This is a genomic window from Amycolatopsis tolypomycina (assembly GCF_900105945.1).
GTDB classification, from domain to species: domain Bacteria; phylum Actinomycetota; class Actinomycetes; order Mycobacteriales; family Pseudonocardiaceae; genus Amycolatopsis; species Amycolatopsis tolypomycina.
Window position 1 is genome coordinate 1,660,713 of the sequence record NZ_FNSO01000004.1, and the last position, 25,904, is coordinate 1,686,616.

Below are 25,904 nucleotides of genomic sequence, written 5' to 3' on the forward strand. Positions count from 1 at the left end.
GGGAGGTAATCAGCGCGGCGGCCGGACCCGTCGGGCGCGGATCGCGTCGCCGCCGCCGTACCGGCCGATGACCGCCGCCAGGAGGTTCCGTGCGTCTTCGGCCCGCTCGGTGCCGTACTCCGCCTCGATTTCCTCCTGGAGTTCGCACCGCAGCACGCGGGTGGCCGTGACGGCGGCCAGTGCGTGCTCGGTCAGGTGCAGCAGTTTCGTGCGCGCGTCGGCAGGGTCGGCTTCGCGGCGCAGCAGCCCCCGGCGTTCGAGGTCCGCCACGGCCTTCGACGCGGCCTGCTGGGTCACGGCCATCCGCTCGGCCAGTGCGGTGATGGACAGCGGCGCGGCCAGGACGTGCTGGATCACGACGCCGTCGTTGAAGCGGAGGTCGCCGAAGCCCTGCTCGGTGAGCCGCCGCTGGACCTCGTCGGTCATCGCCCAGCCCGCGAAGAGGGCCGTCAAGGAGAGGTCGAGCGTGCTAGGATCCACAACCATGGTTGTGGAATCTAGCAGAGTGCCCGCCGAGCTGGCGGACGCGTTCGTGCGCGTGGCGCACCGGATCGTCTGGTGCACGCTGGTGACCGTCGACCGGCGGGGAAGGCCGCGGTCCCGGGTCGTCCACCCGATCTGGGAACAGACGCCGGACGGCCTGACCGGACGGCTGTTCACCCGGCCGACACCGCTGAAGCTCGCGCACCTGGCGGCGTCGCCGTACGTGTCGTGCTCGTACTGGGACCCGCAGCACGAGGTGGCGGTGGCGGAGTGCCGCGCGGAGTTCGAGGACGACGAGGCGGCGCGCAAGGACCTGTGGGACCTCTTCGCGTCGACACCGGAGCCGCTGGGCTACGACCCGAAGATCCTCGGCGGCGCGGACCACCGCGACCCGAAGATCACGGTGCTGCGCCTGACACCCTGGCGGATTTCGACCGGCGGCGAAGCCTGGCGAGCGGCTTAGGCGGCACCCACCCGGCGGTCGAACACCAGGCCTTCGGCCGCCCGCAGGCCCACGCTGATCGCGCCGGTCAGCACCGCGTCCTCGCCCAGCTCGCCCTGGACCACCTTGGGCACCAACGGCGTGAACGCGCGCAGCGCCCGGTCGATCGGCTCCAGCAGCAGGTCGGCCGCCGTGCCCATGCCGCCGCCCAGGACGATCAGCTCCGGGTCGATCACCGCCGCCACCGAGGCCACCGTGTACGCCAGGCGGTCGGCTTCCGTCTCCACGGCGCGGCGGGCCAGCTCGTCGCCCTCGCGGGCCAGGCGGAACACCTCGCGGGCCGATTTCGCCGTGCCCAGGCCGAGTTCGCGGGCGCCCTGGACGACCGACTGCGCCGCCGTCGCCTCCTCGAGGTGGCCGCGGGCGGGCGGGGTGCCGGGTTCGTCGGCCGCGCGCGTGCGGCCGTACGGGAGGTAGCCGATCTCGCCCGCCGCGCCGGTCGCGCCGCGGAACACCCGGCCGTCGACCATCAGGCCCATGCCGACGCCGGTGCCGATCGTGATGCAGCCGAACACCGACGCGCCGCGCGCGGCCCCGCTCTCCCACTCGCCGACGGCGGTGAGGTTCGCGTCGTTCTCCACCATCAGGTCCGGCCCTAGCACCGCTTCGAGGTCGTCGATCAGCCCCGCGCGGCCCCAGCCCGGCAGGTTCGGCGCGTGCCGGAAGCACCGCTTCTCCGGATCGGCGACGCCGGGGGAGCCGACCACGCGGACAACGATGTCGCCCGCCGACAGCCCGGCCTCCGCGATCGCCGCCGCCGCGATCTTCCCGACCGCCGTCACCAGCGCCGCGCCGGAGCGCGCGGTGTTGCGCTCGTCGCGGCGCGCCACGACCACGCGGCCGAGGTCCGACACCGCGACCCGCAGGTGCTCGCGGCCGATGTCGACGCCCAGCACGTACCCCGCGGTGGGATCGGCCTCGTACAGCACGGCCGAGCGCCCGGTGCCGGTGGACGTCTGCCCGGTCGGCCGCGCCAGGCCGGCCGCCTCCAGCGCCAGCAGCGCCTGGCTGACCGTCGGCTTCGACAGCCCGGTGTCCTTCGCGACCTGCGGCCGGGTCGCCGGCCCGCCGCGGCGCAGCAGGTCGAGCACCGCCCGCTGGTTGATCTTGCGCATCCCGGCGGGGGTACCGACCGTGGGAACTTCTACGCCGGCCACCCGTGCCCGCCTCCTGTCGTCCTCGTGCTGCCTGCCACGCTAGCCGCCCGACCCCCGTGCCCGCCGGAATACCCGCACTTCGCGGCCCGTTGACCGGTGCATGAGCACTCCGGGACGCGGCCGGGTCCGCGTGGCAAGCGGCGCGAAGCGGGTACGGGTGTTCCTCGGCGGGCAGGTCGTCGCGGACACGGTGCACCCCCTCCTGGTGTGGGAAGTTCCGTACTACCCCACGTACTACATCCCGCGCGCGGACGTCGTGAGCGGTGTTCTCGTCCCCTCCGGCCGGACGGCGCACTCGCCGAGCCGCGGAGAAGCTGTTCTGTCGACGATAAAGGGTGCCGGAGCCGAGGCGGTGGACGGCGCGCTGGAGTACCCGGATTCGCCGATCGAGGAGCTCCGCGGCCACGTCCGCTTCGAGTTCTCCGCGTTCGACTGGTTCGAAGAGGACGAGCAGATCTTCACGCACCCGCGCGACCCGGGCGTCCGCGTCGACGTCCTGCCGAGCTCCCGCCACGTCCGGATCGAGGTCGACGGCGTCACGGTCGCCGACTCGGTGCGGCCGCACCTGCTGTTCGAGACCGGCCTGCCGACCCGCTACTACCTGCCCCGCGTGGACGTCCGGATGGACCTGCTTTCCCGGATCGACACGGTGACGCACTGCCCGTACAAGGGCGCGGCCGAGCACTTCGACGTGGCCGGGCACGCGGACCTCGCCTGGAGCTACCCGACACCGCTGCCCGAGAGCATCCGGGCCGCCGGGCTGGTGGCGTTCCTCGACGAGAAGGTGGACGTGTACGTCGACGGGGTGCGGCAGGACCGCCCGAAGACGAAGTTCGCGTAGGCCTTCAGGCGCCGAAGACGGCTCGCACGGCCGCCTCGTCGCCTTCGATGTCGAGTGCGGCCTCGGTCTCGTCGAAGGCGAGCACGCCCGCGGCCAGGCCGAGCACGAGGGCGGCGCCGGCCCGCACGACGGCGTCGAGCGCGCGTCCGTCGTGCCGGCCCACCTCGACGCCCGAGCGCGTGGCCCGGACCTGGACGAGCTGGTCGTCGACCGCGATGCCGACCGTCGCCTGCCGTCGCGCGGTCACCCGGCCGCCGAGCAGGGCCGGGAGGGCGACGACGAGCCATTCGCCGCGGAACCGGTCGTTTCCGGGGCCGCGCACCATCAGCGGCGCCGACCAGCGGACGAGACCTTCGACCGGTTCGCGCAGCCCGGCACCCCAGGGCGTGAGGGCGTACACGATCCCGTTGCCTTCCGCGGCCGGCCGTCGCTCGACCACGCCGGCGTGCTCGAGGTCGCGGAGCCGGTCGGCCAGCAGGTTGGTGGCCACGCCGGGGAGCCCGTCGAGCAGCTGCCGGTACCGCGCTGGCCCGATGAGCAACTGGCGGACGACGAGCAGGTTCCACCGGTCGCCCACGACGTCGAGCGCCCGGGCGAGTCCGCAGTACTGACCGTAGCTCCGGCTCATGGTCCCTCCACTTGACAATCGCAAGTCCGCTTGACTATATCAAGTGCAGCCGATCTTGAGGAGCCGTCATGACCGTTCTCCCGGCGATCACCGCCCTGCGCACCGCCGGAGAGCGCGGCGACGCCGACGCGGTCGCCGAACTGCTGGCGCCCGACGTCGTCTTCCACTCGCCGATCTCGGCGCGGCTCCGCTTCGAGGGCAAGGCCGAGGTCGCGGCCCTGCACCGGGACATCTTCGCCGTCCTGGCGGATCTCGAAACCACCGAACCGCTCGTGTGCGGCGACACGGGCTCGTTCACGTTCCGTGCGCGCGTCCGCGGCGTCGAACTCGAAGCCGTGAACGTGATCCGCGTCGACGAGCAGGGCCGGATCGTCGAGTGCAAGGTGTACGCCCGTCCGCTCCCGAGCCTCGCGACACTGTTCTCGGCGCTCCCGCCGCGCGTGGCGGCGCGGCGGCGCGGACGTCTCACCGGAGCGCTCGTCGCGCTCGCCACCCGGCCGCTCGCCTTCGTGCTGCGCGCGGCCGACCGGGTGGCCCCGAAGCTCGTATAACGCCCTATGCCTCAGGCCGCGTGCCGGCCGTGTGCCTGCCGCCGGAACGGGCGGGGGCGCGGCCGGCCCGTCGCCGGGGCGTCCACAGTGGACCCGGACGTCGCCGCGCCGTCGTCGGCCGTGGCCGCCGGGAGCGGGGTGCCCGCGTCGCGGTGGCCCCGGTGCACCGCGTACAGCAACGCCAGCCCGAGCACCACGAGCAGGTGGGTCGCCAGGCGGGACAGCGTCACCTGGCCCGCCGCCAGGTCGCCCGCCGACAACACCAGCAGGACCCCGACGAACCCCGTCAGCAACGGCAGCTGGCCGCCCGCCGTGCGGGGGAGGAGGGCCGCCGTCAGCAGGCCGATGCCCACCGCCAGGTTCCACGCGCCGCTTTCGTGGCCGACATGGATGCCACCGTGAGCCGTGTCGATCAGCTGCGCGAACGCCAGCCCGAGCTGACCGATCGCCACCACCGCCAGCGCGATCCGGCGTCCCCAGCGCTCACCGCTCGGCGCCGGCGTGCGCTCGAGGATCGCCGCGGTCAGGTCCGGCACCGGCGGGGCCGGGCGCAGCAGCATCGTGCGTCGCAGCCGTTCGGCGCCGGCGAACCACGCCCGGCACTCCGCGCAGGTCGCCAGGTGCTCGTCGGGCGACACCGGTTCGGCCTCGCCGTCCAGTCGCGCCGACAGAGCTTCGCGGCAGTCCTCGCACCTCATGGTCCACTAGTCGGACGGCGGATCCGAAAAGTTCCCGGTCACTGCTATGTTCCGGATCATGACCCACCGTGAGGACGACGACCGCGTCACGGCCCTGGCCCTCTCCGCCGGCCGCGGCGATCGGCGTGCCCTGGAAGCGTGGGTCCGCGCCACCCAGGCCGACGTCTGGCGGTTCCTCGCCCACCTCACCGACACCGCCGCGGCCGACGACCTCACCCAGGAGACGTACCTTCGCGCCTTCGGCAGCCTTCGCCGCTTCGCCGGGCGTTCGTCGTCGCGGACCTGGCTGCTGTCGATCGCACGCCGGGTGGTCGTCGACCAGCTCCGGGCCGCCGGCGCGCGGCCCAAGATCGCCGACACCGACTGGGAAGCCGCCGCCGAGCGCACCCGCGATCCGGCGGCGGGCTTCGAGGACCTCGTCGAACTCCGCCTGCTGCTCGACGGGCTGGAGCCGGACCGGCGCGAGGTGCTCGTGCTGACCCAGGTCCTCGGTCTTTCCTACGCCGAGGCGGCCGACGTCTGCGGCTGCCCGGTCGGCACCGTCCGCTCGCGCGTCGCCCGCGCCCGGGAGGACCTCATCCAGGCCCGGCGCGCCCGCGGGGCCGGCTGAACCGGCCCGCTGGGCCGTCCGGCGCTGTGGCGGCGCACACATTCGGCGGCTTTCGCTGTCATCTCGTCACAGAGATGCGCGAACCCGACTACTCCGCGTTGACGCACCTCGCGGGGGTCCTTAGCGTGGCGCGCACCCCGCCACCACCCAGCAAGGGATTCCCGATGGCCCGTCCCACCACCGAACCACCCGAGCCCGGGCAGGTCGGCCGCCGCCGTTTCCTGACCTACCTGGTCGCCGCGCCCACGCTCACCGTCGCCACCAAGCTCACCGCCGACGCCGTCGCCCCGGCCAGTGCCGAAGCCGTCGTCCCGACCCTGCCGCAGCCGGCGGAGATCCTCGACCTCGGCGACGTCCTGACGCTGTCGTGCGCGCCGACCGCCGGGATGCTCGTGCTCGAACTGACCGCCGACGGCCGGGCGCGGCTGCAGCTGCCGCGCGCCGAGGTCGGCCAGGGCATCACGACGGCGACGGCGATGCTCGTCGCCGAAGAGCTGGACCTGCCGCTCGACCGGGTCGACGTCGTTCTCTCCGACGCCCGCACCGAGCTGCTGTTCAACCAGCTCACCGGTGGGTCGAACACGATGCGCTCGCTCTACGACCCGGTCCGCGCCACCGCGGCGACCGCGCGCGCCCGGATGGTCGCCGCGGCCGGGGCGCGGTGGGGGACCGACGCGTCACGACTGTCCACACGCGACGGTGCGGTGTGGGCGCCCGACGGGCGCAGCGCCTCCTACGGCACCCTCGCCGGGCCGGCGTCGCGGACGGACCTGGCCACCGGGGCCATCGCGCCGAAGGCCGAGTCGGCGCACACGCTCGTCGGGACGCCGACGTCGCGCCAGGACGCCCGCGCGATGGTCACCGGGAAGCAGGTCTACACGCTCGACCTCGACGTCCCCGGCGCGAACCCGGTGATGGTGCGGCGCCCGCCGACGATCAACGGCACCGTGAAGAAGGTCAACAACGAAGCCGCCGTCCGGGCCATGCCGGGGATCATCGACATCGCCGTCGTGAAGACCGGGGTCGCGGTGATGGCGGAGACGTTCGGCCAGGCCCTCGACGGGAAGAACGCCCTCGACGTCACCTGGGGGCCGGGCACGGTCGACGGCGAGGACGACGAGACGATCAAGAAGAAGCTGCGGGCCGCGGCGCTGCCGTTCGTGGTGCCGCCGCTGCTGACCCAGTACGTCGACGGCGAGTTCGACTTCGCCTTCGCCGGCCACGCGCCGATGGAGTCGAACTCCGCCGTCGCGGACGTCCGCGAGGACAGCGCGACCATCTGGGCCGGGCTCAAGTCGCCGATCGTGGCCAAGCAGACCATCGCGCAGGAGCTGGGGCTGCCGGAGAACAAGGTCACCGTGCACGTCCAGCAGGGCGGTGGGTCCTTCGGGCGGCGGCTGTTCTTCGACGCCGCGCTCGAAGCCGCGCACATCTCGAAGGCGATGAAGAAGCCGGTGCGGCTGATGTGGAGCCGGATCGACGACATGCGCCACGGCCGGGCGCGCGCGGCGAGCTACCACCGGATCCGCGCGACCTTCGCGCTCGGGCAGGTGCTGACGTTCGAACACCGCGTCGCGAGCGTCGAAACCGACTGGAGCCACGGGCTCGGCGAGATCCTCACCGCGTTCGCGGCGAAGCTGCCCGTCGGCGGCAACCTGAGCTTCGCGCAGACGGTGTTCCTGCTGACGGTGAAGTCGCCGTACAACTTCGGCGTCACGACGCAGCTGCTCAACGAGGTGCCGCTGAAGTTCCACACCTCGGCGTGGCGGTCGGTCTACTCGGCGAACACCCGCGGCGCCGAAGAGATCATGGTCGACGAGATCGCGAAGAAGCTCGGCAAGGACCCGGTGGCCTTCCGGCGCGAGTTCATCAAGGAGCCGCGGCAGCGCGCGGTGCTCGACAAGGTCGCCGAACTCGGCGAGTGGGGCAAGAAGATGCCGGCCGGGTTCGCGCAGGGCGTCGCCGTGCACGGCGAGTACAAGTCCTACACCGCCTGCCTGGTCGAGCTGGACGCGCGCGACCCGAAGCACCCGCGCGTCACGAAGGCGACGATCGCGGTCGACGTCGGCAAGCCGGTGAACCCGCGCGGGATCCAGGCGCAGATGCTCGGCGGCCTGACCGACGCGATTTCGACGACGCTCACCGCGGGCCTGCACATCGACAAGGGCCTGCCGCTGGAGGGCAGCTACTCGCAGTTCCACTACGCGCGGCAGAAGAACTCGCCGACCGACGTCACCGTGCACGTCATGCCGGCCAACGGGTCGGACATCGGCGGCGCGGGCGAGCTCGGCCTGCCGGCTCCGGTCGGCGCGATCGCCAACGCCTACGCCCGGGCGACCGGGACCAAGCCCCGCAGCTTCCCGATCACCTTCCCGGTCGACTTCGACCCGTTCCCGCGCTGAGGAGAGTCACCGTGCCGAACTACACCTTCGTGGTGAACGGGCAATCCGTCACCGTCGACGCGCCCGCCGACCTGCCGATGCTGTGGGCGCTGCGCGACAAGCTCAAGGTCCGCGGGCCGAAGTACGGCTGCGGCATCAACGTCTGCAAGGCCTGCACCAGCCACCTCGACGGCGAGGCGTTCAACCCCTGCGTCACGCCGGTGTCGGAGTGCGCCGGGCGCGAGGTCACGACGATCGAGGGCCTGGCCGACGGCGACGAGCTGCACCCGGTCCAGGAGGCCTGGCTGGAGCAGGACGTCGCCCAGTGCGGCTACTGCCAGCCGGGTCAGATCATGGCGGCGGTCGCGCTGCTGAAGAAGACGAAGAACCCGACCGACGCCGACATCGACGCCATCCAGAACGTGTGCCGCTGCGGCACGTACTTCCGGATCCGGGAGGCGATCAAGAGCGCGGCCGCCAAGCTGGCCTGACCAGGGCGGCACTTTCACGTGAAAGTGCCGCCCGCGAATGCGGAGGTTCGACAAAAGAACCTCCGCATTCGCGGTTCCTGTAGCAAGTTCACCCGAACGTGGTGGCCTCGTTCGGGTTAGATGTCGGTCTCGGACCTCGACGAAGAGGCCGGGACCGGAGGCCACCATGCACTACCAGGCGCTTCTGTCCGACGGACGCGCGTCCCGGGTCGCCTCGCTGGCCGCCGAGGTCGAGCGGAAGCTGCCGGAGCTGATCGACAGCACCGTGCGGCAGATCCTCGCCGAGATGCCCGTGTACGCCGACGCGCGGTTCGTTTCGCACGCCGAGCTCCGGAACTCGGTGCGCGCCAACCTCGAGCACGTGATGCGCACGCTGCGCGGCTCGGACGTCCCGGACCTGTCGCAGGCCCGCGTCACCGGCCGGGCGCGGGCCCTGCAGGGTGCGCCGCTGCCGGAGCTGCTGCGGGCCTACCGGATCGGGCTGACCGAGGTGTGGCACCGGTTCGTGGAGCTGACCGCGGTCACCCAGGACCTGGCCGCGCTGGTCGCGGCGACGACGGCGATCTGGGCCCTGATCGACGACCTCGCCGAGGCGTTGACGACGGCCTACCGCGACACGACGGCGGAAGTGATGGTGGCCCACCAGAACCGCCGCTCGGCACTGGTGGAGGCCCTGTTCGCGGGCGGCGCGGCGACCGAGGGCGCGCTGTGGGACATCGCCCGCGTGCTCGACCTGTCCCTGGACGGCACGTTCGTCGTCGCCGCCGCGGAAACCCCGCGGCTGGGCCAGGAACCGCTGCCGCAGATCGAGGCCCGCTTGCGCGCCCTGCAGCACGCGTCGGCGTGGCGCCTGACCCCGGACCTGCAGGTCGGCGTGGTCTCCCTGCGCGATCCCGCCGCCGCATCGGCGATCGTCTCGTTGGTGCGCGAGCACCCGGTGGGCCGGGTCGGGATGAGCCCGGTGTTCACCGGCCTCGGCAACACCGCCCGGGCGCTGCATCTGGCGCGGGTGGCGCTGTCGAGCATGACGCCGGGGACGTCGGGCCTGGTCCAGTTCACCGAGTCCCCGCTGGCCGGGCTGGTGGCGAGCGCTCCGGAGGCGTCGGTCCAGCTGGCCCACCACGTCCTCCAGCCGGTCCTCGACCTCCCGGGCGACGACCGCAACGTGCTCCTGCTGACGCTGCGCGCGTGGTTCGACTGCCAGGGCTCGACGAAGCTGACATCGGAGCGGATGTTCTGCCACCCCAACACGATCCGCCACCGCCTGAAGCGCATCACGGAGGAACTGGGCCGGTCCCTGACGAACCCGGCGGACATCGCCGAGCTGGGCGCGGCGCTGCGGGCCCTGAACCTGTTCCCGGAGGCGACCCACCTGCCGGCACCGCGCCGGTAGCCGGCCCGGGCCGAGCTCTCGCGCCGGAGTTCGTCAGCGCACGCCGGGCCCGTACCGCCGAACTCGCCCGCGGCGAGATCGCTTCCGCGCTCGACTTCACCCACGTCCGGCCGGCCGGAGCCGGGCGCAGGTCGTCCACCCAGAGCCGTTCGGTCACCTCGCGAGCCCTGGTGGTGACCGGCGTCACTGTCACAGGCGTCCGGCCGCCGGTGTCTTGTGGCCGACCGGATGTCCACCGCAGAACGGGGAAACACATGAGCAAGGTCTGGTTGGTCACGGGTTCGTCGCGCGGCTTGGGCCGTTGCTTCGTCGAGGCCGCCCTCGGCCGCGGCGACCAGGTGGCCGCCACCGCAAGGTCCACCGAAAGCCTGGACGACCTCGTCGCCACCTACGGCGACGCGGTGCTCCCGCTCGCGATGGACGTCACCGACAAGGCCGCCGTCTTCGAGAACGTGAAGCGGGCCGCCGAGCACTTCGGACGGCTGGACGTCGTCGTGAACAACGCCGGCTACGCGCAGATCGGCGCCATCGAGGAGCTGACCGAGGCGGAGCTGCGCGCCCAGCTGGAGACCAACGTGTTCGGTCCGGTGTGGGTGATCCAGGCCGCGCTGCCGTACCTGCGCGAGCAGCGCGCCGGCCACTTCATCCAGCTGTCGTCGGCCGCGGGCCTGATCGCGATGCCACTCGGCGGCGCCTACCAGGCATCCCGCTGGGCGATCGAAGCCCTGGGCGAAACCCTGGCCAAGGAGGTCGCCGACTTCGGCATCAAGGTGACGATCGTCGAGCCGGGCGGCTTCGCCACCCGCGAGGGCAAGAACCCGAACCCCTTGGCCAACGGCCACGTCGCCGAGACCAACCCGGCGTACGACGGGCTGCGCCACCGCCTCGCCGAGGTAGCGGGCAAGCAGCCGGCAGGCGACCCGACCGCCGCGGCCCGCGCCCTCCTCAAGGTCGTCGACGCCCCCAACCCACCCCTGCGGGTGCTCTTCGGCAAGGGCTTCTACCCGATGATCCAGCAGGCCTACACCGACCGGCTCGCAACCTGGGCCGAGTGGCAGGACCTGTCGGCCGAGGCTCAAGGCGCCGAAATTGTCGGTGGTCGCCGGTAGAGTGGAAAACGGGGGGCGCCCCGCGGGCTTGGCCCCGGCTGGACCGCCTCGGCCCGCTCGGCTCGCCTCGCCCGGCTTGTCCCGCAGGCCCGCTTCCGCTCGGCCCGCCCGCAGGGCCGCTTCCGCTCGGCTCGCCCCGCAGGGCCGCTTCCGCTCGGCTCGCCCCGCAGGGCCGCTTCCGCTCGGCTCGCCCCGCAGGGCCGCTTCCGCTCGGCTCGCCCCGCAGGGCCGCTTCCGCTCGGCTCGCCCCGCAGGGCCGCTTCCGCTCGGCCTGCCCCGCCCGGCCAGCCTCCGCTGGCCGGGCGTCAGCCCGCCGGGCCCCCGGCTGACCCGCCGCCCGTCTCAGCCCGGCGAGCCCCGGCTGACCCGCGGCCCCCGTCTCAGCCGGCGAAAAGGCTCAGCCGTCGGATGAGCGCTTCCACAGGTTGATGTCCGCGTCCGTCGCGTGGCTGTCGATCTCCGTCAGCTCCTCCGGCGAGAAATCCAGGTTCCCCAGCGCACCCACGTTGTCCTCCAGCTGCCGCACGCTGCTCGCGCCGATCAGCACCGATGTCACCCGGCTGTCGCGCAAGGCCCACGCCAGCGCCAGCTGTGCCAGCGACTGCCCGCGGCGGCCGGCGATGTCGTTCAGTGCGCGGACGCGGCCGAGCCGGGCGGCGTCGAGGGTGTCCGGGTCCAGGGACTTGCCCTGCGCCGCGCGGGAATCCGCCGGCACTCCGTTGAGGTACTTGTCCGTCAGGAGGCCCTGGGCCAACGGCGAGAACGCGATGCAGCCGGCGCCCGCCTCCGCCAGGGTGTCGAGCAGGCCGTCGGCCTCGATCCAGCGGTTGAGCATCGAATACGACGGCTGGTGGATCAGCAGCGGCGTGCCGAGCTCCCGCAGCAGCCGGGCCGTCTCCGCCGTGCGCTCCGAACTGTAGGACGAGATCCCGACGTACAGCGCCTTCCCGGCGCGGACGGCGGCGTCGAGCGCTCCGACCGTCTCCTCCAGCGGCGTCTCGGGGTCGAAGCGGTGCGAATAGAAGATGTCGACGTAGTCCAGGCCGAGCCGGCCGAGCGACTGGTCCAGTGAGGACAGCAGGTACTTGCGGGAGCCCCACTCGCCGTACGGGCCGGGCCACATGTCGTAGCCGGCCTTGGTGGAGATCACCAGCTCGTCGCGGTAGGGCCGGAAGTCCGTGGCCAGCAGCCTGCCGAAGTTCTCCTCAGCCGAGCCGTAGGGCGGGCCGTAGTTGTTGGCCAGGTCGAAGTGGGTGATGCCCAGGTCGAACGCGCGGCGGGTGATCGCGCGCTGGGTCTCCAGGGGCTTGTCGTGGCCGAAGTTGTGCCACAGCCCGAGCGAGATCGCCGGCAGCTTCAGCCCGGAACGCCCGCAGCGCCGGTAGGGAATCGAGTCGTATCGGCCGGATGCCGCAACGTAGGTCACACGGGCGATGCTAACCCGCTCTTCGGGTACGCTCCGGGTGAGCGACCGCTTAGGAGGCACGTGGTGGGCACCGGATTCTTCACCTCCGTCGACGACGTGTCGGCCAAGCTGGCCGAAGCCGGCTACCTGGCGTCCACGGCGGTGGCGACCACGGTCTTCCTGGCCGATCGGCTCGGCAAGCCACTGCTGGTCGAGGGCCCGGCCGGCGTCGGCAAGACCGAGCTCGCCAAGGCCGTCGCCCAGGTCAGCGGTTCGCGGCTCGTGCGCCTGCAGTGCTACGAAGGCATCGACGAGGCCCGTGCGCTGTACGAGTGGAACCACGCGAAGCAGCTGCTGCGGATCACCGCCGGCCGCGACGAGACGTGGGAGCAGGCCCGCACCGACATCTTCGGCGAAGAATTCCTGCTGCGCCGCCCGCTGCTGACGGCGATCTCCTCCGACGAGCCGACCGTGCTGCTGATCGACGAGACCGACAAGGCCGACATGGAGGTCGAGGGCCTGCTGCTGGAGGTGCTCGGCGACTTCCAGGTCACCGTGCCCGAGCTCGGCACGATCACCGCCACGCGCGCGCCGTTCGCCGTGCTGACGTCCAACGCGACCCGCGAGCTGTCCGAGGCGCTGCGCCGCCGGTGCCTGTTCCTGCACATCGACTTCCCGGACGAGGAGCTCGAACGCGACATCGTCCGGCTCAAGGTCCCCGGGATCGACGCCGCCCTCGCCGACTCCGTCGTCCGGGTGATCGCCGCGCTGCGCGCGATGGACCTGCGCAAGCTGCCTTCGGTCGCCGAGACCATCGACTGGGCCCGCACGCTCCTCGCGCTCGGCGCCTCGACCCTGGACGACGACGTCGTGCGCGAGAGCCTCGGCGTCGTCCTCAAGCACCAGGACGACATCGCCAAGGCCGGCGCCGGCCTGAAGCTCGAACAGGTCCTGGACGCGTCGTGACCGGCGGCGTGCCGGAGCGGCTCGCGTCGTTCGTGCGCGCCCTGCGGGCCCAGGGCATCCCGGCCGGACCCGCCGAGACGGTCGACGCCGCGGCCGCGCTCGAAGTCCTCGGGATGGACGACCGGGCACTCGTCCGCGAGGGCCTGGCCGCGGCGCTGGTCCGGCGCGGCGGGCAGCGCGCGGTCTTCGACGCCGCGTTCGACCTCTACTTCCCGGCCGGGGTCGGCGCACCCGAACGAGCCCGCGAAGAGCCGTCGACGCTGGAAGAGCTGCGCGAAGAACTGGCCGCCGCCCTCGCCGACGGCGACCGGCAGGCCCTGTCCCAGCTGGCCGGCCTCGCCGTCGACATGCTGGGCCAGTACGGCTCGGCGTCCGGACCGGGGGGCGGCTTCTCCGCCCACCAGACCCTGGAACGGCTCCAGCCGCAGACGCTCATCGCGCGGGTGCTGGCCGCGGTCCGCGGTGGTGGCGCGCGCGGCGAGTTCACCGACCGGCTCGACCGCGACGAGATCCGCCGCCGCGTCGAGGGCTTCCGCGGGCAGGTCCGCACCGAGGCGCGGCGCCGCGCGGCCGAGGTCCGCGGCCGCGAGCGGGTCGCCAAGCACGCCATCGCGCCGTCACCCGACCGGGTCGACTTCCTCATCGCCAGCCGCACCCAGCTCGCCGAGCTGCGGCGCACGATCCAGCCGCTGTCCCGCAAGCTGGCGACGCGGCTGGCCGCGCGCCGCAAGCGGACCACGCGCGGGCAGATCGACCTGCGCCGCACGCTGCGGCGGTCCCTGTCGACCGGCGGCGTCCCGCTGCGGCCCGCCTACCGCCACCGGCGGCCCGGGCGGCCGGAAATCGTGCTGCTGTGCGATCTTTCCGGCTCGGTGGCGGGGTTCGCGAACTTCACCATGCTGCTGGTGCAGGCGCTGCGCGACCAGTTCGGCAAGATCCGCGTGTTCGCGTTCGTGGACAGCACCGACGAGGTCACCCACCTGGTCACCACCGGCGCGGCGGACCCCGAACACCTGGGCGCGCGCATGCTCTCCGAGGCGGCGCTGGTGCGCTGGGACGGCCACAGCGACTACGGCGGCTCCCTGCGCCAGTTCACCGAGAACTGGCTCGACGCGGTCGGCCCGCGGACGTCGGTGCTGATCCTCGGCGACGCCCGCACCAACGGCGGCGACCCGAACCTCGACGCGGTCCGCGAGATCAAGGCCCGCGCGCGGCACGTCTACTGGCTCAACCCGGAACGGCGGTCGCTGTGGTCCACCGGGGACTCGGCGGCGCTGGAATACGCCGACGTCGTCGAGATGCACGAGTGCCGCACGGTGCACCAGCTCGGCACGCTGGTCACCCGCCTGCTGCCGGTGTGAGCCAGGTGTCGATGTCCCGCAGGATCTGCGCCTTCGTCGCTTCGGGCGCGAAGGACGCCGTGACGCTCGCGCGCGCGAAGTCCGCCATCGCGGCGTCGTCGTAGCCGAACGCTTCCTGCACGCGGGCGTATTCCTCGGCCAGCGCGGCGCCGGTGACCGACGGGACGTCGGTGTTGAGCGTGACCGTCAGGCCGGCGTCGAGCAGCCGGGGGAGCGGGTGCTCGGGCAGCGACGGCACCAGGCCCAGCGTCACGTTCGACGACGGGCAGACCTCCAGCGCCAGGCCGCGGTCGCGGACCTCGGCGACGAGCGACGGGTCGTCGAGGACGTGGATCCCGTGGCCGAGCCGTTCGGTGCGGCCGACTTCGAGGGCCTCGCGGATGCTGTCCGGGCCGGCGTCTTCGCCGGTGTGGTGCAGCAGATGGATGCCGGCCGCGTGGGCCTTCTCGAAGAGTGTCGCGAACGGACGCAGGGAGTGGTTTTCCTCGCCCGCCATGCCGATCGCGAAGACTTCGTCGTACTTCAGCGCGAGGTCGAGGGTGCGCTCGGCCCGCTCGACCGACCGGCGCCGGGAGTGGTCGAGCAGCAGGCGCCACTCGAGTTCCGTGCTCGTCGACAGTCCTTTGAGGACGGACGCGAGGGGCATTTCGAGGTCGCCCAGGCGTTCCCCGTGCGAAGCCGCGGTGAAGGTGACTTCGGCGTACCGCGTGCCCTGGGCGGCTTCGTCCTCGCAGTACTCGCGCGCGATGCGTTCGAAGTCTTCGGGACGCCGGAGGCAGGATCGGATGAGCGCGTTGTAGTCGGCGAAGGCGCGGAAGCCGTCGAACACCGGGGGTTCGCCCGGGACGTCGACGCCGTTCGCCGCGCCCAGCTCGCGGAGCGTGGCCGGGCGGATCGTGCTCTCCAGGTGGACGTGCAGGTGGGCCTTCGGCAGGGCGGCCAGGTCGCGCATGATCACGAGCCTAGGGCCGCCCGGTCGCGGTCCGCGCGGCATTTTCCGGCGCCGGCCGCGGCGGGGTCAGGTTTTGGCCCACGTCACACGGGGAACCTCCGGGGGGTTCGTCCGCGTTGTCAGGATGACCGGAACCGATGAGGGAGGGCCACCGTGCCTCTGATGAAGAAGCTGACCATGCTGGCCGGCGCTGCCGGTGCGGCTCGTGCCTACGCCAAGAAGAACCCCGAAAAGGTGAACCAGGTCGTCGGCAAGGCCGCGAAGTTCGTCGACGACAAGACCAAGGGCAAGTACCGCCAGCAGATCGCCGGCGCGGTCCGCAAGGTCAACTCGGTGACCGGGCAGCCGGGCCACCCGGGGCACACTACCGGCCGGTAGCTCACTCGGTCGTCAGGACCTCCAGGAGTCCCTCGCCGTACTTGGCGAGCTTGTTCTCGCCGACGCCGCTGACCGTGCCCAGATCCGCCAGCGACGACGGTCGTTGCGTGGCGATCTGGCGCAGGGTCGCGTCGTGGAAGACGACGTAGGCGGGCACGCCCTGCTCCTTCGCGACGCCGGCCCGCCACGCGCGCAGGCGTTCGAAGAGCGGGGCGGCCTCCGCGGGCATGTCCACGGCCGCGGCGGCCTTGCGCGTGCTGCGGACCTTCGCGGCGGCGGCCCGCTCGGGTTCGCGGCGCAGCAGCACCTGGCGGTTGCCGCCCAGCACCTCCGCGCTGGTCTCGGTGAGCACGAGCGAGCCGTAGTCGCCTTCGACGGCGAGCAGGCCTTGGGCGAGCAGCTGGCGGACGACCGCCCGCCACTCCGGCTCGCGCAGCTCGGTGCCGATGCCGAACGTCTTGAGCGTGTCGTGCTGGAACTGCGTGACCTTGGGCGTGGACTTGCCGAGCAGGATGTCGATGACCTGGCCGGCGCCGAACTTCTGCCGCCGTTCGTTGCGCAGCCGCACGACGGTGGACAGCAGTTTCTGCGCCGGGATGGTGCCGTCCCACTTCTCCGGCGGGTTCAGGCACGTGTCGCAGTTGCCGCACGGACCAGCCTGCTGCCCGAAGTAGTTGAGGATCTGCACGCGGCGGCACTCGACCGTCTCGCACAACGCGAGCATCGCGTTCAGGTGCGCGCCCAGCCGACGGCGGTGCGCTTCGTCGCCCTCGGACGTGTCGATCATCTTGCGCTGCTGGACGACGTCCTGCAGCCCGTACGCCAGCCACGCCGTCGACGGCAGCCCGTCGCGGCCCGCGCGGCCGGTTTCCTGGTAGTAGCCCTCGACCGACTTCGGCAGGTCGAGGTGCGCGACGAACCGGACGTCCGGTTTGTCGATGCCCATCCCGAACGCGATCGTCGCGACGACGATCAGCCCGTCTTCGCGCAGGAACCGCGCCTGGTGCTTCGCGCGGGTGCGCGCGTCGAGCCCCGCGTGGTAGGGCACTGCCGGAATCCCGTTCTGCACCAGGAACTCCGCGGTCTTCTCCACCGAATTCCGGGACAGGCAGTAGACGATCCCCGCGTCACCGGCGTGCTCGGTGCGCAGCAGCTCCAGCAGCTGCCGCTGCGGCGAGTTCTTGCCGACGATCCGGTACTGGATGTTCGGCCGGTCGAAGCTCGCGACGAAGTGCCGGGCCTCGTCGAGCCGCAGCCGTGCGGTGATCTCCTTGTGCGTGGCCTCGGTCGCGGTCGCCGTCAGCGCGATCCGCGGGACTTCCGGCCACCGCTCGTGCAGGGCGGAGAGCTGGAGGTAGTCGGGCCGGAAGTCGTGGCCCCACTGGGCGACGCAGTGCGCTTCGTCGATCGCGAACAGCGAAATCTTGCCACGGTCGAGCAGCCGCACGGTGGATTCCACCGAAAGCCGTTCGGGCGCCAGGTAGAGCAGGTCGAGCTCGCCGTTGAGGAACGCCGACTCCACCTCCTGCCGCGCCGCGTAGTCCTGCGTGGAGTTGAGGAAGCCGGCGCGGACACCGGCGTTGCGCAGCGCGTCGACCTGGTCCTGCATCAGCGCGATCAGCGGCGAGACGACGACGCCCACGCCGGGCCGCACCAGGGCGGGAATCTGGTAGCACAAGGACTTCCCGCCGCCGGTGGGCATCAGCACGAGCGCGTCGCCGCCGGCGATCATGTGCTCGACGATCGCCGCCTGGTCGCCGCGGAAGCTGTCGTAGCCGAACACGCGCCGGAGGGTCTCCAGCGCTTCGGACGCGGGTGCGAGGTCGGTCTCTGCCACCCGCCCGACTATAGAGCGGGGGTCCGACAGTTCCGGCCCGCCCCGCCGCGGGGTGCCACACTGGCGGGGTGCACTACTGGCCCGTTCCCGACCTCGCCGCGTATTTCGGCGGCGCGTGGCACCTGGACCGCGAGATCCGCACGACCGGCGGCGAACCCGCGGGCGAGGTGACCGGCACCGCCACCTTCACCGAGTCCGAGGCCGGCGTGCTCGTCTACCACGAGGAGGGCGAGCTGCGGCTCGGCGGCCACACCGGGCCGGTCACGCGGACCCTGCACTACCGCCCGGCCGGCCCCGGCCGCGCCGCGGTCCACTTCGACCACGGCGGCTTCTTCCACGACCTCGACCTGCGCGAAGGCCGCTGGACGGCGGACCACCCCTGCCGCGCCGACCACTACCGCGGCGAGTACCGCGTGACCGGCGCCGCGCGCTGGCAGCAGGAGTGGGCGGTGCGCGGGCCGGCGAAAGACCACGTGATCGTCAGCCGGTTCAGCCGTTAGACGATGCCGCCGTTGGCGCGCAGCACCTGGCCGTTCACCCAGCGCGCCGGTCCGGCGAGGAAGGCGACGACCTCGGCGATGTCCTCGGGCTCGCCGAGCCGTTCGAGCGGCGGCTGCTTGGCCATCCGGGCGATGGTCTCGTCGTCCTTGCCGTCGAGGAACAGCGCGGTCGCGGTCGGGCCGGGCGCGACGGTGTTGACCGTGATGTCGCGGCCGCGCAGCTCGCGCGCCAGGATCATGGTGATCGCCTCGACCGCGCCCTTCGTCGCGTTGTAGATCCCGTAGCCGGGCAGGTTCAGCCCGAGCACCGACGTCGAGGTGGTGATCACCGCGCCGCCGTCGCGCACCCGCCGCGCGGCCTGCTGGGCCACCGCGAACGTGCCGCGGATGTTGGTGCGGTGCACCCGGTCGAGGACGTCGAAGTCGGTGTCGGCGATCGGGGTCGGCGGGCTCATCACACCGGCCAGGTGGGCGACGACGTCGACGCCGCCGTAGGTGCGTTCCGCGGTGTCGAACAGCTCCGCCACCGCGGCCGGGTCGGCCACGTCGGCGCGGACCGCGATCGCCCGGCCACCGCGCGCGGTGATGGTCTCGACGGCGGCCGTGGCCTCCTTTTCGTTGCCCGCGTAGTTGACGACGACCGCCATCCCGTCGGCGGCCAGGCGCTCGGCGACCTGGCGGCCGATGCCGCGGGAGCCGCCGGTGACGATCGCGACACGGGACACAGCTGGGGTGCTCATCGATTCCTTCTTCCGTAACGCTGCTTCGCTCGGTCTGTTATCGACGATACCACTCCCGTGGTAACGCTGCTACCCGCGCGCTGTCACCGTCGTCACCCTCCCCGTGGCGGGGCGGAGGCATCCGGCCGTATCGACGCGGCCGGACGGCCGAATCCCGAGGTCAGGCGCCCCGTGCCCGTTTTCGGCCGCGGTAATCCGGGAACACCGATCGCAGCGGGGGCTTGACATCCTTGAAGGAGTTTGAGCGATGCCCACATGGCTGATCGTGTTGATCGTCGTCGTGGCCGTCGCGGTGCTCGGCGCCGTGATCTGGCTGGTGACACAGGAAATGCAGCGAAAACGGCTGCAGCAGCGGTTCGGTCCCGAGTACGACCGCACGGTCGCGGAGAAGGACAGCCCTCGGGCCGCGCAACGCGAGCTCGCCGAGCGCGAACGCCGGCACAAGGAGCTCGACATCCGGCCGCTTTCGGCGTCGGCGCGCGAACGCTACGCCCGGGAATGGGCGCAGGTGCAGGAAAAGTTCGTCGACCAGCCGTCCGACGCGGTCGCCGACGCCGAGCAGCTGCTGAACTCGCTGATGGCCGAACGCGGCTACCCGACCGAGGACTACGAGCAGCAGGTGGCCGACCTTTCCGTGCGGCACGCCAAGACCCTCGAGCACTACCGCGCCGCGCACACCACGCAGCAGAAGCGCGACGGAGCGTCCACTGAGGACCTGCGCGACGCGATGGTGCGCTACCGCACCGTGTTCGAGGACCTGCTGACCGACGGCGCCGACGACGAGCGGCACCACGACCGCGACCACGACCACGACCATGGCCGCCACGACCGCCGGAACGGCCACGGCCACGACCACGACCGCGCCGACCGGCGCGAGACCGAGCGCCAGGCGTCCGCGAGCCCGCGGACCGAGTCGAATGGAGGACGTTGACCATGACCGATCACCTGACGCGGCACGACGCCGAGGACGAGCGTGACCTGACCGGGCGCGAGGGCGTCCACGAGGGCTACTCCGGCGACAGCGCCACCGAGGTCCCCGGCCAGGACCGGGCCGACTTCCGCGAGCCGGGCACGGACGGCGACCAGAACCTGAGCACCGCCGACCTGGCCTCGGCGGGGCGGCACGACGCCGGCGACACCCCGGACGAGTCGGGCGGCGACGTGGAATCGCCCGCCGAATCCGGCGGCGACGTGGAAACCCCGGCCGCGTCGGGCGGCGACGTCGAGACGCCGCCGCTGATCGACGAGGAGAAGGTCACCGGGTTCCGCGACCGCTGGCAGAACGTCCAGACCGGCTTCGTCGACGACCCCAAGCAGGCTGTCCAGCAGGCCGACGAGCTCGTCGCCGCCGTGATCAGCGCGCTGGCCACCACCTTCGCCGAGCACAAGAGCGAGCTGGAATCCCAGTGGCAGCAGGGTGAACCGGCCACCGAGGAGCTGCGGATCGCGCTGCGCCGCTACCGCTCGTTCTTCGACCAGCTGCTGCCGCGGTAGCGGGTACCGTTTGCCCGCGGGCATGATCGGGTAGTCCGGCCGGGAAACGGTGCCGGCAACCGGGAGGCAGCCGAATGAACGTGGCCGATCTGCTCGTCGACGGGTTCGGCCGGGTCCAGGGCACGGTGCACGCGGCGGTCGAGGGACTGACCGCGAAGCAGCTCGGGACCCGGCCGGACGGCGAAGCCAACTCGATCGCCTGGCTGGTGTGGCACCTGGCCCGGGTCCAGGACGACCACGTCGCCGACGTGGCCGGGACCGAGCAGGTGTGGACCGGTCAGGACTGGCTTTCCCGGTTCGGCCTCCCGTTCCCGGCCGGTGACACCGGCTACGGCCACCGCCCGGCCGACGTCGAGGCGGTCCGCGTCGACGAACCGGACCTCCTCACCGGCTACTACGACGCCGTGCACGAGCAGACCGTCCGCTACGTCACCGGGCTGGACGGGCCCGCCCTCGACCGGATCGTCGACGAGGCCTGGGACCCGCCGGTGTCACTGGGCGTCCGCCTGATCAGCGTCCTCGACGACGACATCCAGCACGCCGGGCAGGCGATGTACGTGCGCGGCCTGCTGGAACGTCAGTCCGCGTAGTCACCTCCGCTGTGGTCGGCGAGGCGCCGCGGCCCCGGGCCGTCGGCGCCGAGCCGGTCGGCCGGGTTGGCCAGCCGGCACCGGTCCAGGGACATGCAGCCACAGCCGATGCAGTTGTCCAGCTGGTCGCGCAGCTGCTCCAGCTGCCGGATCCGCGCGTTGAGGTCGTCCTGCCAGCACCGGGAGATCCGGGCCCAGTCGGCGCGGGTCGGCGTCCGGTCCTCGGGCAGCAGGGCCAGCACTTCCCGGATCCTCGCCAGCGGCACGCCGACCCGCTGGGACATCCGGACGAACGTCACGCGCCGCAGCGTGTCCCGGCGGTAGCGCCGCTGGTTGCCCGCGGTGCGGCGGCTGTGGATGAGGCCTTCGTCCTCGTAGAAGCGCAGCGCCGACGCGGGGACCCCGCTGCGCCGGGAAAGTTCGCCGACCGTCAGGTCGGGCAACGGCCGGACCGGGGCGTTCACCATGGTCGACACCCAATCACAGCGGCACGCTTGACTTCAAGTGAACTTGAAGTCTCATCCTGGTGCGGACAGCGAGAACGCCTACGTGTGCAGGAGGAAGCGTGCCGGAAACACCGGTCCGGGTAGCGGTGATCGTGGGAAGTGTCCGGGAAGGACGGTTCGGGCCGGTGGTGGCGGACTGGCTGGCCGGCGTCGCGGGCGCCCACGGCGGCTTCGAACCCGACGTCGTCGACCTCGCCGATGCCGAGCTGCCCCTGGCCATGCCGGCCTTCGGCGCCGAGCCTCCGGCGAAGGTCGTCGCCGAGGTCGCGAAGGTGGCGCCGCGGCTCGAAGCCGCCGACGCGTTCGTCGTGGTCACCCCGGAGTACAACCACAGCTATCCGGCGTCGCTCAAGAACGCCATCGACTGGCACCGGCCCGAGTGGCAGGCCAAGCCGGTCGCTTTCGTTTCCTACGGCGGGATTTCCGGCGGCCTGCGCGCGGTCGAGCACCTGCGCGCGGTTTTCGCGGAGCTCCACGCCGTGACCATCCGCGAGACGGTCAGCTTCCACGGCGCCCAGATGCGGTTCACCGACGAGGGCGTGCCGACCGACGCCGGCGCGGAAGTCGCGGCCAAGGCGATGCTCGACCAGCTGGGCTGGTGGGCGCGGTCGCTGACCGACGCCAGGGCGGCGCGGCCCTACCCCGGCTGAGGCGGCTTGCCGTCATGTCGACACTCCTCGCTCACGCCTGGCACGTCTGGTACGGCAGCCGGACGTCCGGCCCGGCGAGGTCGATGGTGCCGTCGACGGCGTACCTGCCCTGGGCGGCCAGTGCCGCGAACGCGGTGCAAACCAGCTGGCTGATCCCGACGCCGGTCAGCGGCCGCAGCGGGAACGGGACGGTGATCGTCGCCGGCGAGCCGGGGGTCAGGGCGATCGTGCCGGAGGGGCCGGGGAGCGCCGTCGTGTACCCGCCCTCCCGCTCGTCGACGGACGGTCCGTCCAGCAGCATCGTCAGCGCGGACTCGACACCCACCACCCCGGCGGACGGCCGCACCACCGGGGCCACCCGGTCGGCGAGGACGAAGTAGAGGATCAGGTCGGTGCCGCGGCCCGCGGTCGCCGGGCTCCGCAGCGTCGGGGCCGGGCCGGCCGCGACCACCGGCGTCGGCTTGACCCCGCACGCGCTCACCAGCAGCAGGACCGCGAGGACGGCGAGTTTCTTCACCACGCCTCCCGGGGCAGCCGCAGCTCGAACCGGGCGCCGGTGCCGGTGTTGGCCGCGACGATGTCGCCGCCGTGCAGCCGGGCGTTCTCCCGGGCGATCGACAGCCCGAGGCCGCTGCCCTCGGACCGGGCGCGGGCGGTGTCGGCCTTGGTGAAGCGGTCGAAGACCTTCGGCAGCACGTCGGCGGGGATGCCCGGCCCGTGGTCGGTGACGGTCAGCACGACGTCACCGCGCTCCGGCCGCAGCACCACTTCGACCGGCGGCGCGCCGTGCCGCAGCGCGTTGCCGACCAGGTTCGCCACGACGATGTCGAGCCGCCGCCGGTCGAGCGAGGCGGTGATCCCCGGCGGCAGGTCGGTGACCAGGTCGGTTCCGGCTTCCCAGCCCCGCGCGGCGAGGGTGTCGGTGATCGCCGTGGCGACGTCCAGCCGCTCCCGGCGCAGTTCCGCGCGTCCGGCGTCGAACCGGGAGATCTCGATCAGGTCCTGCACCAGCCGGGTGAGCCGCCGCGTCTCGGCCGACACGAGCCGGGCCGCGACGGCGGTGTCCGGCGGCAGCTGCTCGGCGTCTTCGTCGAGGACGTCGGTCACCGCGTTCATCGCGGCGAGGGGCGTGCGCAGCTCGTGGGAGACGTCGGCGACGAACCGCCGCGCGTCGGCTTCCATCGCGCGCAGGGAGCCCACCGTGCGCTCCAGCTCGGCGGCGGTGTGGTTGAACGTGGTGACCAGCTGCGCGAGCTCGTCGGACCCCTTCGCGCGCAACCGCACGTCCAGCCGTCCGCGGCCGAGCTGGCTCGCCGCCGTGTTCAGCGCGCGCACCGGCCGCAGCACCTGCCGGGCCGCGAGCAGCGCGACCCCGACCGCGATCGGCAGGGCGAGCGCGGAGAACAACCAGGCGTAGCGGGCCAGCTCGTCGATCGCCTCCTGCTGGTCGGTCAGCCGCGCCATCGCGTAGACCTCGAGGCCGCTGGGCCGCCCCTGGGCGGTCTGCACCGGGACGCCGACGAAGAACAAGGGGAAGCCCGCGACGTCGACGCGCTGGAACTGGATGTTGGTGCTGGTGGCCACGGCTTGGCGCAGGTCGCCCGGCACGTCGTCGATCGAGAGGGCCGAGGACGAGCGCAGGTCCCGGTAGACGACGAGCGCGTTGCTGGACTTGAGCGCCGTCGCGAAGGCGTCGAGCCCGGCCTGGGTCGGCGGCAGCGACAGGGTGGGCAGGTACGCGGCGATCTGGTCCCGCAGCTTCAGCATCGTCTGGTCCTGGATGCCTTCCAGGATGGCCCGGCGCGCGTACACGTAACTCGCGCCCGCCGCGGTGGTGGCGCCGAGGATCATGATGACCGCGAAGGCGGCGACCAGCCGCGGCCGCAGCCCGGCGAGCCACGACCACGGCCGCGGAGCCGTCACGACCGGCCGAACCGGTAGCCGAACCCCCGGACCGTCTGCACGTACTCGGGCTTCGCCGGGACGTCCTCGATCTTCGCGCGCAGCCGCTGCACGCAGGCGTCGACGAGCCGCGAGTCGCCGAGGTAGTCGTGGTCCCAGACGGCGGACAGGATCTGCTGGCGGCTGTACACCTGCCCGGGCGTGCGCGAGAGCTCCAGCAGCAGCTTCAGCTCGGTCGGGGTCAGCGACACCGGCGCGCCGTGCTTGGTGACCTCGAGCGCGGCCCGGTCGATCACCAGGTCGCCGTGGCGTTCCTCGACGGTGGCCTGCTCACCCGGCCGGTCGGCGACCGTGCGGCGCAGGACCGCCCGGATCCGCGCGTCCAGCACCCGCGGCTCGACGGGCTTGGCGACATAGTCGTCCGCGCCCGCCTCGAGCCCGGCCACGACGTCGAAGTCGTCACTGCGCGCGGTGAGCATGATGATCGGCACCGGTCCGGAAGCCCGCATCCGGCGGCAGGTCTCGAAGCCGTCCATGCCGGGCAGCATCAGGTCGAGCACGACGATGTCGGGCCGGTGCTGCACGAGCACCTCGATGCCGAGCTCGCCCGATTCCGCGGTGCGCACCACGTGTCCCTGCCGGCGCAGGGCCAGCTGCAGTCCTTCCCGCACCGCCGCGTCGTCCTCAACCACCAGTACCTCGGCCACGGCGCCATTATTCGGAAAAGCGCACGTCATGGCGACCCGGGCGGATCTTGTAGCAAAACCATGACATCACGCTGACGGGATCCCGAAATGCGCGTTCCAGACTCGGGGACATGGCAGTGATCCTCTCCGACGCACCCTCCGCGACCCGCCCGGCCCGCCCCGCGCCCGTGATCCGGGCCGCGTCCCGCACGGCCGTCCTGGCGGCGAGCGCGGCCGGGTTCGCGCTCGCGTTCATCGCGGCCTACCTGCTCTTCGTCCGCACGGAGGCCGGCCGCGGCGTCGAGAACGGCGTCGTCCGCAGCGCCCAGTCCGCCGGGACCACAATGGACTGGGCGGACCTGCTGCGGCAGGTCGACCTGGTGGTCGTGCTCGGCGGCGTGGCGGTGCTGATCGTGGCGATCTCGGTGGTGCGCCGCCGGCTGGCCCTCGGGGTGATGGCGCTGGTGCTGCTGGCCGCGCCCCTGGTGGTGGCGCAGCTGCTCAAGCTGTACGTCCTGGAGCGCCCGAACACCGGCGACCGGTTCGGCGTGGCGAGCCACAACAGCTTCCCGAGCGGGCACGTCAGCGCGGCGATGGCCGTGCTGGTGGCGCTCGCGATCGTGCTGCCCCGCAGGTACCGGCGGCCGGCCATGGTGGCGGGCGGGGTGGGCGTCGCCTGGGTCTCGGCCGCGGCCGTGGCACTGGGCTGGCACCGGTTGAGCGACACCGTCGGCGGCTGTTTGCTGGTCGCGGCGGTCACCTGCGCCGGGGCGGCGGTGGTGTCCGCCCGCCGCCCCGACGGTGACCGGGTGCCGCTGGTCCCGGTGCTGACGGGGTTCCTGGCGCCGTCGGCAGTCGTCCTGGCCGGGTACGCGGTGCTGTCGACGGCGACGTCGGGCGCGGCCCAGTTCGTGGCGGCCCTGGTGCTGGCGGCGCTGTCGTCGATGGCGGTGGTGCTGCTGCTGACGGGCCCGCTGCGCCGGGTGGCGTTCGACCCGGCCGAGACCCGCGTCCGTCGCCTGCGGCTGCGCTGACCGGGCCAGTTTCGGGGGATTGGCCCGCGACAGCGGGACGGCACCGCGCCTAGCGTCGG

At 72.6% G+C, this 25,904-nt stretch carries 29 protein-coding genes; 17 read left to right on the forward strand and 12 right to left on the reverse strand.

Going from position 1 to position 25,904, the window contains the following annotated elements; all coding sequences use genetic code 11:
* Positions 1-9: 9 nt before the first annotated feature.
* Positions 10-486 (reverse strand): MarR family winged helix-turn-helix transcriptional regulator, encoded by a 477-nt coding sequence (locus tag BLW76_RS18400; RefSeq protein ID WP_091308877.1) that lies wholly within the window; start codon positions 484-486, stop codon positions 10-12.
* Between BLW76_RS18400 and BLW76_RS18405 the strand changes: the two genes are divergently transcribed.
* Positions 485-946, forward strand: coding sequence for a pyridoxamine 5'-phosphate oxidase family protein (locus tag BLW76_RS18405; RefSeq protein WP_091308880.1), 462 nt, complete (start codon positions 485-487; stop codon positions 944-946). The genes BLW76_RS18400 and BLW76_RS18405 overlap by 2 nt on opposite strands.
* On the opposite strand, the gene BLW76_RS18410 is transcribed toward BLW76_RS18405, so the two are convergent.
* A complete protein-coding gene (locus BLW76_RS18410) occupies positions 943-2,142 on the reverse strand; it encodes an ROK family transcriptional regulator (protein ID WP_091308883.1) in 1,200 nt (399 codons plus the stop codon). The two genes, BLW76_RS18405 and BLW76_RS18410, sit on opposite strands and share 4 nt — an antisense overlap.
* Before the next feature lie 100 nt (positions 2,143-2,242).
* On the opposite strand from BLW76_RS18410, the gene BLW76_RS18415 reads away from it, so the two are divergent.
* Positions 2,243-2,983 carry a DUF427 domain-containing protein gene (locus tag BLW76_RS18415; RefSeq protein WP_208613330.1) on the forward strand — a complete coding sequence of 247 codons (741 nt, stop codon included), beginning with the start codon at positions 2,243-2,245 and terminating at the stop codon, positions 2,981-2,983.
* A 4-nt stretch (positions 2,984-2,987) separates the two neighbouring features.
* Here the strand turns inward: BLW76_RS18415 and BLW76_RS18420 are convergent, their stop codons facing one another.
* Positions 2,988-3,611 (reverse strand): winged helix-turn-helix transcriptional regulator, encoded by a 624-nt coding sequence (locus tag BLW76_RS18420; protein WP_091308888.1) that lies wholly within the window; start codon positions 3,609-3,611, stop codon positions 2,988-2,990.
* Between the two features lie 68 nt (positions 3,612-3,679).
* Between BLW76_RS18420 and BLW76_RS18425 the strand changes: the two genes are divergently transcribed.
* Positions 3,680-4,162: a nuclear transport factor 2 family protein gene (locus tag BLW76_RS18425; RefSeq protein ID WP_091308890.1), complete on the forward strand. Its 483-nt coding sequence runs from the start codon at positions 3,680-3,682 to the stop codon at positions 4,160-4,162.
* 11 nt (positions 4,163-4,173) lie between these two features.
* On the opposite strand, the gene BLW76_RS50425 is transcribed toward BLW76_RS18425, so the two are convergent.
* Positions 4,174-4,860: a zf-HC2 domain-containing protein gene (locus BLW76_RS50425; RefSeq protein WP_143060637.1), complete on the reverse strand. Its 687-nt coding sequence runs from the start codon at positions 4,858-4,860 to the stop codon at positions 4,174-4,176.
* A 58-nt stretch (positions 4,861-4,918) separates the two neighbouring features.
* Here BLW76_RS50425 and sigC point away from each other — a divergent pair, with 58 nt between their 5' ends.
* The 5 genes from sigC to BLW76_RS18455 all read left to right on the forward strand — a co-directional run bounded on the left by sigC (position 4,919) and on the right by BLW76_RS18455 (position 10,844).
* Complete coding sequence (sigC, locus tag BLW76_RS18435) at positions 4,919-5,470, forward strand: RNA polymerase sigma factor SigC (RefSeq protein WP_091319552.1); 552 nt, start codon at positions 4,919-4,921, stop codon at positions 5,468-5,470.
* Positions 5,471-5,634: 164 nt separating this feature from the next.
* Entirely contained in the window at positions 5,635-7,872 is a 2,238-nt protein-coding gene (locus BLW76_RS18440; protein ID WP_091308892.1) for a xanthine dehydrogenase family protein molybdopterin-binding subunit, read from the forward strand.
* 11 nt (positions 7,873-7,883) lie between these two features.
* Positions 7,884-8,342 (forward strand): (2Fe-2S)-binding protein, encoded by a 459-nt coding sequence (locus tag BLW76_RS18445; protein ID WP_091308895.1) that lies wholly within the window; start codon positions 7,884-7,886, stop codon positions 8,340-8,342.
* 166 nt (positions 8,343-8,508) lie between these two features.
* On the forward strand, positions 8,509-9,735 hold the full coding sequence (locus tag BLW76_RS18450; RefSeq protein WP_091308896.1) for a PucR family transcriptional regulator: 1,227 nt from the start codon (positions 8,509-8,511) through the stop codon (positions 9,733-9,735).
* 254 nt (positions 9,736-9,989) lie between these two features.
* Positions 9,990-10,844: an SDR family NAD(P)-dependent oxidoreductase gene (locus tag BLW76_RS18455; protein ID WP_091308899.1), complete on the forward strand. Its 855-nt coding sequence runs from the start codon at positions 9,990-9,992 to the stop codon at positions 10,842-10,844.
* Positions 10,845-11,241: 397 nt separating this feature from the next.
* On the opposite strand, the gene mgrA is transcribed toward BLW76_RS18455, so the two are convergent.
* Complete coding sequence (gene mgrA, locus BLW76_RS18460) at positions 11,242-12,270, reverse strand: L-glyceraldehyde 3-phosphate reductase (protein ID WP_091308901.1); 1,029 nt, start codon at positions 12,268-12,270, stop codon at positions 11,242-11,244.
* A 63-nt stretch (positions 12,271-12,333) separates the two neighbouring features.
* Between mgrA and BLW76_RS18465 the strand changes: the two genes are divergently transcribed.
* On the forward strand, positions 12,334-13,215 hold the full coding sequence (locus BLW76_RS18465) for an AAA family ATPase (RefSeq protein ID WP_091308903.1): 882 nt from the start codon (positions 12,334-12,336) through the stop codon (positions 13,213-13,215).
* The gene (locus BLW76_RS18470; protein ID WP_091308906.1) at positions 13,212-14,576 is read left to right on the forward strand and encodes a vWA domain-containing protein; all 1,365 of its coding nucleotides are present in this window, start codon (positions 13,212-13,214) and stop codon (positions 14,574-14,576) included. The genes BLW76_RS18465 and BLW76_RS18470 overlap by 4 nt, the downstream gene beginning before the upstream one ends.
* On the opposite strand, the gene add is transcribed toward BLW76_RS18470, so the two are convergent.
* Positions 14,554-15,528: an adenosine deaminase gene (gene add / locus BLW76_RS18475; RefSeq protein ID WP_091319554.1), complete on the reverse strand. Its 975-nt coding sequence runs from the start codon at positions 15,526-15,528 to the stop codon at positions 14,554-14,556. The two genes, BLW76_RS18470 and add, sit on opposite strands and share 23 nt — an antisense overlap.
* 162 nt (positions 15,529-15,690) lie before the next feature.
* Between add and BLW76_RS18480 the strand changes: the two genes are divergently transcribed.
* Complete coding sequence (locus BLW76_RS18480; protein WP_425266008.1) at positions 15,691-15,906, forward strand: antitoxin; 216 nt, start codon at positions 15,691-15,693, stop codon at positions 15,904-15,906.
* Position 15,907: 1 nt separating this feature from the next.
* Here the strand turns inward: BLW76_RS18480 and recQ are convergent, their stop codons facing one another.
* Complete coding sequence (gene recQ, locus BLW76_RS18485) at positions 15,908-17,743, reverse strand: DNA helicase RecQ (protein ID WP_091308910.1); 1,836 nt, start codon at positions 17,741-17,743, stop codon at positions 15,908-15,910.
* Positions 17,744-17,811: 68 nt separating this feature from the next.
* Here recQ and BLW76_RS18490 point away from each other — a divergent pair, with 68 nt between their 5' ends.
* Positions 17,812-18,243: a DUF6314 family protein gene (locus tag BLW76_RS18490; RefSeq protein WP_091308911.1), complete on the forward strand. Its 432-nt coding sequence runs from the start codon at positions 17,812-17,814 to the stop codon at positions 18,241-18,243.
* Here the strand turns inward: BLW76_RS18490 and BLW76_RS18495 are convergent.
* On the reverse strand, positions 18,240-18,983 hold the full coding sequence (locus BLW76_RS18495) for an SDR family oxidoreductase (RefSeq protein WP_091308914.1): 744 nt from the start codon (positions 18,981-18,983) through the stop codon (positions 18,240-18,242). The two genes, BLW76_RS18490 and BLW76_RS18495, sit on opposite strands and share 4 nt — an antisense overlap.
* A 247-nt stretch (positions 18,984-19,230) precedes the next feature.
* On the opposite strand from BLW76_RS18495, the gene BLW76_RS18500 reads away from it, so the two are divergent.
* The 3 genes from BLW76_RS18500 to BLW76_RS18510 all read left to right on the forward strand — a co-directional run bounded on the left by BLW76_RS18500 (position 19,231) and on the right by BLW76_RS18510 (position 21,067).
* A complete protein-coding gene (locus BLW76_RS18500) occupies positions 19,231-19,914 on the forward strand; it encodes a hypothetical protein (RefSeq protein ID WP_091308917.1) in 684 nt (227 codons plus the stop codon).
* Between the two features lie 2 nt (positions 19,915-19,916).
* Positions 19,917-20,477 carry a hypothetical protein gene (locus BLW76_RS18505; protein ID WP_091308919.1) on the forward strand — a complete coding sequence of 187 codons (561 nt, stop codon included), beginning with the start codon at positions 19,917-19,919 and terminating at the stop codon, positions 20,475-20,477.
* A gap of 74 nt (positions 20,478-20,551) precedes the next feature.
* A complete protein-coding gene (locus tag BLW76_RS18510; protein ID WP_091308922.1) occupies positions 20,552-21,067 on the forward strand; it encodes a mycothiol transferase in 516 nt (171 codons plus the stop codon).
* On the opposite strand, the gene soxR is transcribed toward BLW76_RS18510, so the two are convergent.
* The gene (soxR, locus tag BLW76_RS18515; protein ID WP_167384646.1) at positions 21,055-21,534 is read right to left on the reverse strand and encodes a redox-sensitive transcriptional activator SoxR; all 480 of its coding nucleotides are present in this window, start codon (positions 21,532-21,534) and stop codon (positions 21,055-21,057) included. The genes BLW76_RS18510 and soxR overlap by 13 nt on opposite strands.
* 98 nt (positions 21,535-21,632) lie before the next feature.
* Here soxR and BLW76_RS18520 point away from each other — a divergent pair, with 98 nt between their 5' ends.
* A complete protein-coding gene (locus BLW76_RS18520) occupies positions 21,633-22,223 on the forward strand; it encodes an NADPH-dependent FMN reductase (RefSeq protein ID WP_091308927.1) in 591 nt (196 codons plus the stop codon).
* Between the two features lie 31 nt (positions 22,224-22,254).
* On the opposite strand, the gene BLW76_RS18525 is transcribed toward BLW76_RS18520, so the two are convergent.
* Genes BLW76_RS18525 through BLW76_RS18535 form a run of 3 tightly spaced genes read right to left on the reverse strand, consistent with a single transcriptional unit; the run spans position 22,255 to position 24,832 of the window.
* Positions 22,255-22,740: a hypothetical protein gene (locus tag BLW76_RS18525; RefSeq protein WP_244170209.1), complete on the reverse strand. Its 486-nt coding sequence runs from the start codon at positions 22,738-22,740 to the stop codon at positions 22,255-22,257.
* A complete protein-coding gene (locus BLW76_RS18530; protein WP_091308930.1) occupies positions 22,737-24,146 on the reverse strand; it encodes a sensor histidine kinase in 1,410 nt (469 codons plus the stop codon). The genes BLW76_RS18525 and BLW76_RS18530 overlap by 4 nt, the downstream gene beginning before the upstream one ends.
* Positions 24,143-24,832 carry a response regulator transcription factor gene (locus BLW76_RS18535; protein WP_091308933.1) on the reverse strand — a complete coding sequence of 230 codons (690 nt, stop codon included), beginning with the start codon at positions 24,830-24,832 and terminating at the stop codon, positions 24,143-24,145. The genes BLW76_RS18530 and BLW76_RS18535 overlap by 4 nt, the downstream gene beginning before the upstream one ends.
* 110 nt (positions 24,833-24,942) lie before the next feature.
* Here BLW76_RS18535 and BLW76_RS18540 point away from each other — a divergent pair, with 110 nt between their 5' ends.
* A complete protein-coding gene (locus BLW76_RS18540) occupies positions 24,943-25,845 on the forward strand; it encodes a phosphatase PAP2 family protein (RefSeq protein WP_425266009.1) in 903 nt (300 codons plus the stop codon).
* The last annotated feature ends 59 nt before the right edge of the window (positions 25,846-25,904 follow it).

Coding starts and splice junctions, on each gene's coding strand:
- BLW76_RS18425 (WP_091308890.1), top strand. CDS start 3,680: ATGACCGTTCTCCCGGCGATCACCGCCCTGCGCACCGCCGGAGAGCGC.
- BLW76_RS18440 (WP_091308892.1), top strand. CDS start 5,635: ATGGCCCGTCCCACCACCGAACCACCCGAGCCCGGGCAGGTCGGCCGC.
- soxR (WP_167384646.1), bottom strand. CDS start 21,534: ATGGTGAACGCCCCGGTCCGGCCGTTGCCCGACCTGACGGTCGGCGAA.
- BLW76_RS18495 (WP_091308914.1), bottom strand. CDS start 18,983: ATGAGCACCCCAGCTGTGTCCCGTGTCGCGATCGTCACCGGCGGCTCC.
- BLW76_RS18400 (WP_091308877.1), bottom strand. CDS start 486: ATGGTTGTGGATCCTAGCACGCTCGACCTCTCCTTGACGGCCCTCTTC.
- BLW76_RS18480 (WP_425266008.1), top strand. CDS start 15,691: ATGAAGAAGCTGACCATGCTGGCCGGCGCTGCCGGTGCGGCTCGTGCC.
- BLW76_RS18415 (WP_208613330.1), top strand. CDS start 2,243: ATGAGCACTCCGGGACGCGGCCGGGTCCGCGTGGCAAGCGGCGCGAAG.
- BLW76_RS18405 (WP_091308880.1), top strand. CDS start 485: ATGGTTGTGGAATCTAGCAGAGTGCCCGCCGAGCTGGCGGACGCGTTC.
- BLW76_RS18455 (WP_091308899.1), top strand. CDS start 9,990: ATGAGCAAGGTCTGGTTGGTCACGGGTTCGTCGCGCGGCTTGGGCCGT.
- BLW76_RS18500 (WP_091308917.1), top strand. CDS start 19,231: ATGCCCACATGGCTGATCGTGTTGATCGTCGTCGTGGCCGTCGCGGTG.
- BLW76_RS50425 (WP_143060637.1), bottom strand. CDS start 4,860: ATGAGGTGCGAGGACTGCCGCGAAGCTCTGTCGGCGCGACTGGACGGC.
- BLW76_RS18420 (WP_091308888.1), bottom strand. CDS start 3,611: ATGAGCCGGAGCTACGGTCAGTACTGCGGACTCGCCCGGGCGCTCGAC.
- BLW76_RS18540 (WP_425266009.1), top strand. CDS start 24,943: ATGGCAGTGATCCTCTCCGACGCACCCTCCGCGACCCGCCCGGCCCGC.
- BLW76_RS18450 (WP_091308896.1), top strand. CDS start 8,509: ATGCACTACCAGGCGCTTCTGTCCGACGGACGCGCGTCCCGGGTCGCC.
- BLW76_RS18505 (WP_091308919.1), top strand. CDS start 19,917: ATGACCGATCACCTGACGCGGCACGACGCCGAGGACGAGCGTGACCTG.
- BLW76_RS18510 (WP_091308922.1), top strand. CDS start 20,552: ATGAACGTGGCCGATCTGCTCGTCGACGGGTTCGGCCGGGTCCAGGGC.
- add (WP_091319554.1), bottom strand. CDS start 15,528: ATGCGCGACCTGGCCGCCCTGCCGAAGGCCCACCTGCACGTCCACCTG.
- sigC (WP_091319552.1), top strand. CDS start 4,919: ATGACCCACCGTGAGGACGACGACCGCGTCACGGCCCTGGCCCTCTCC.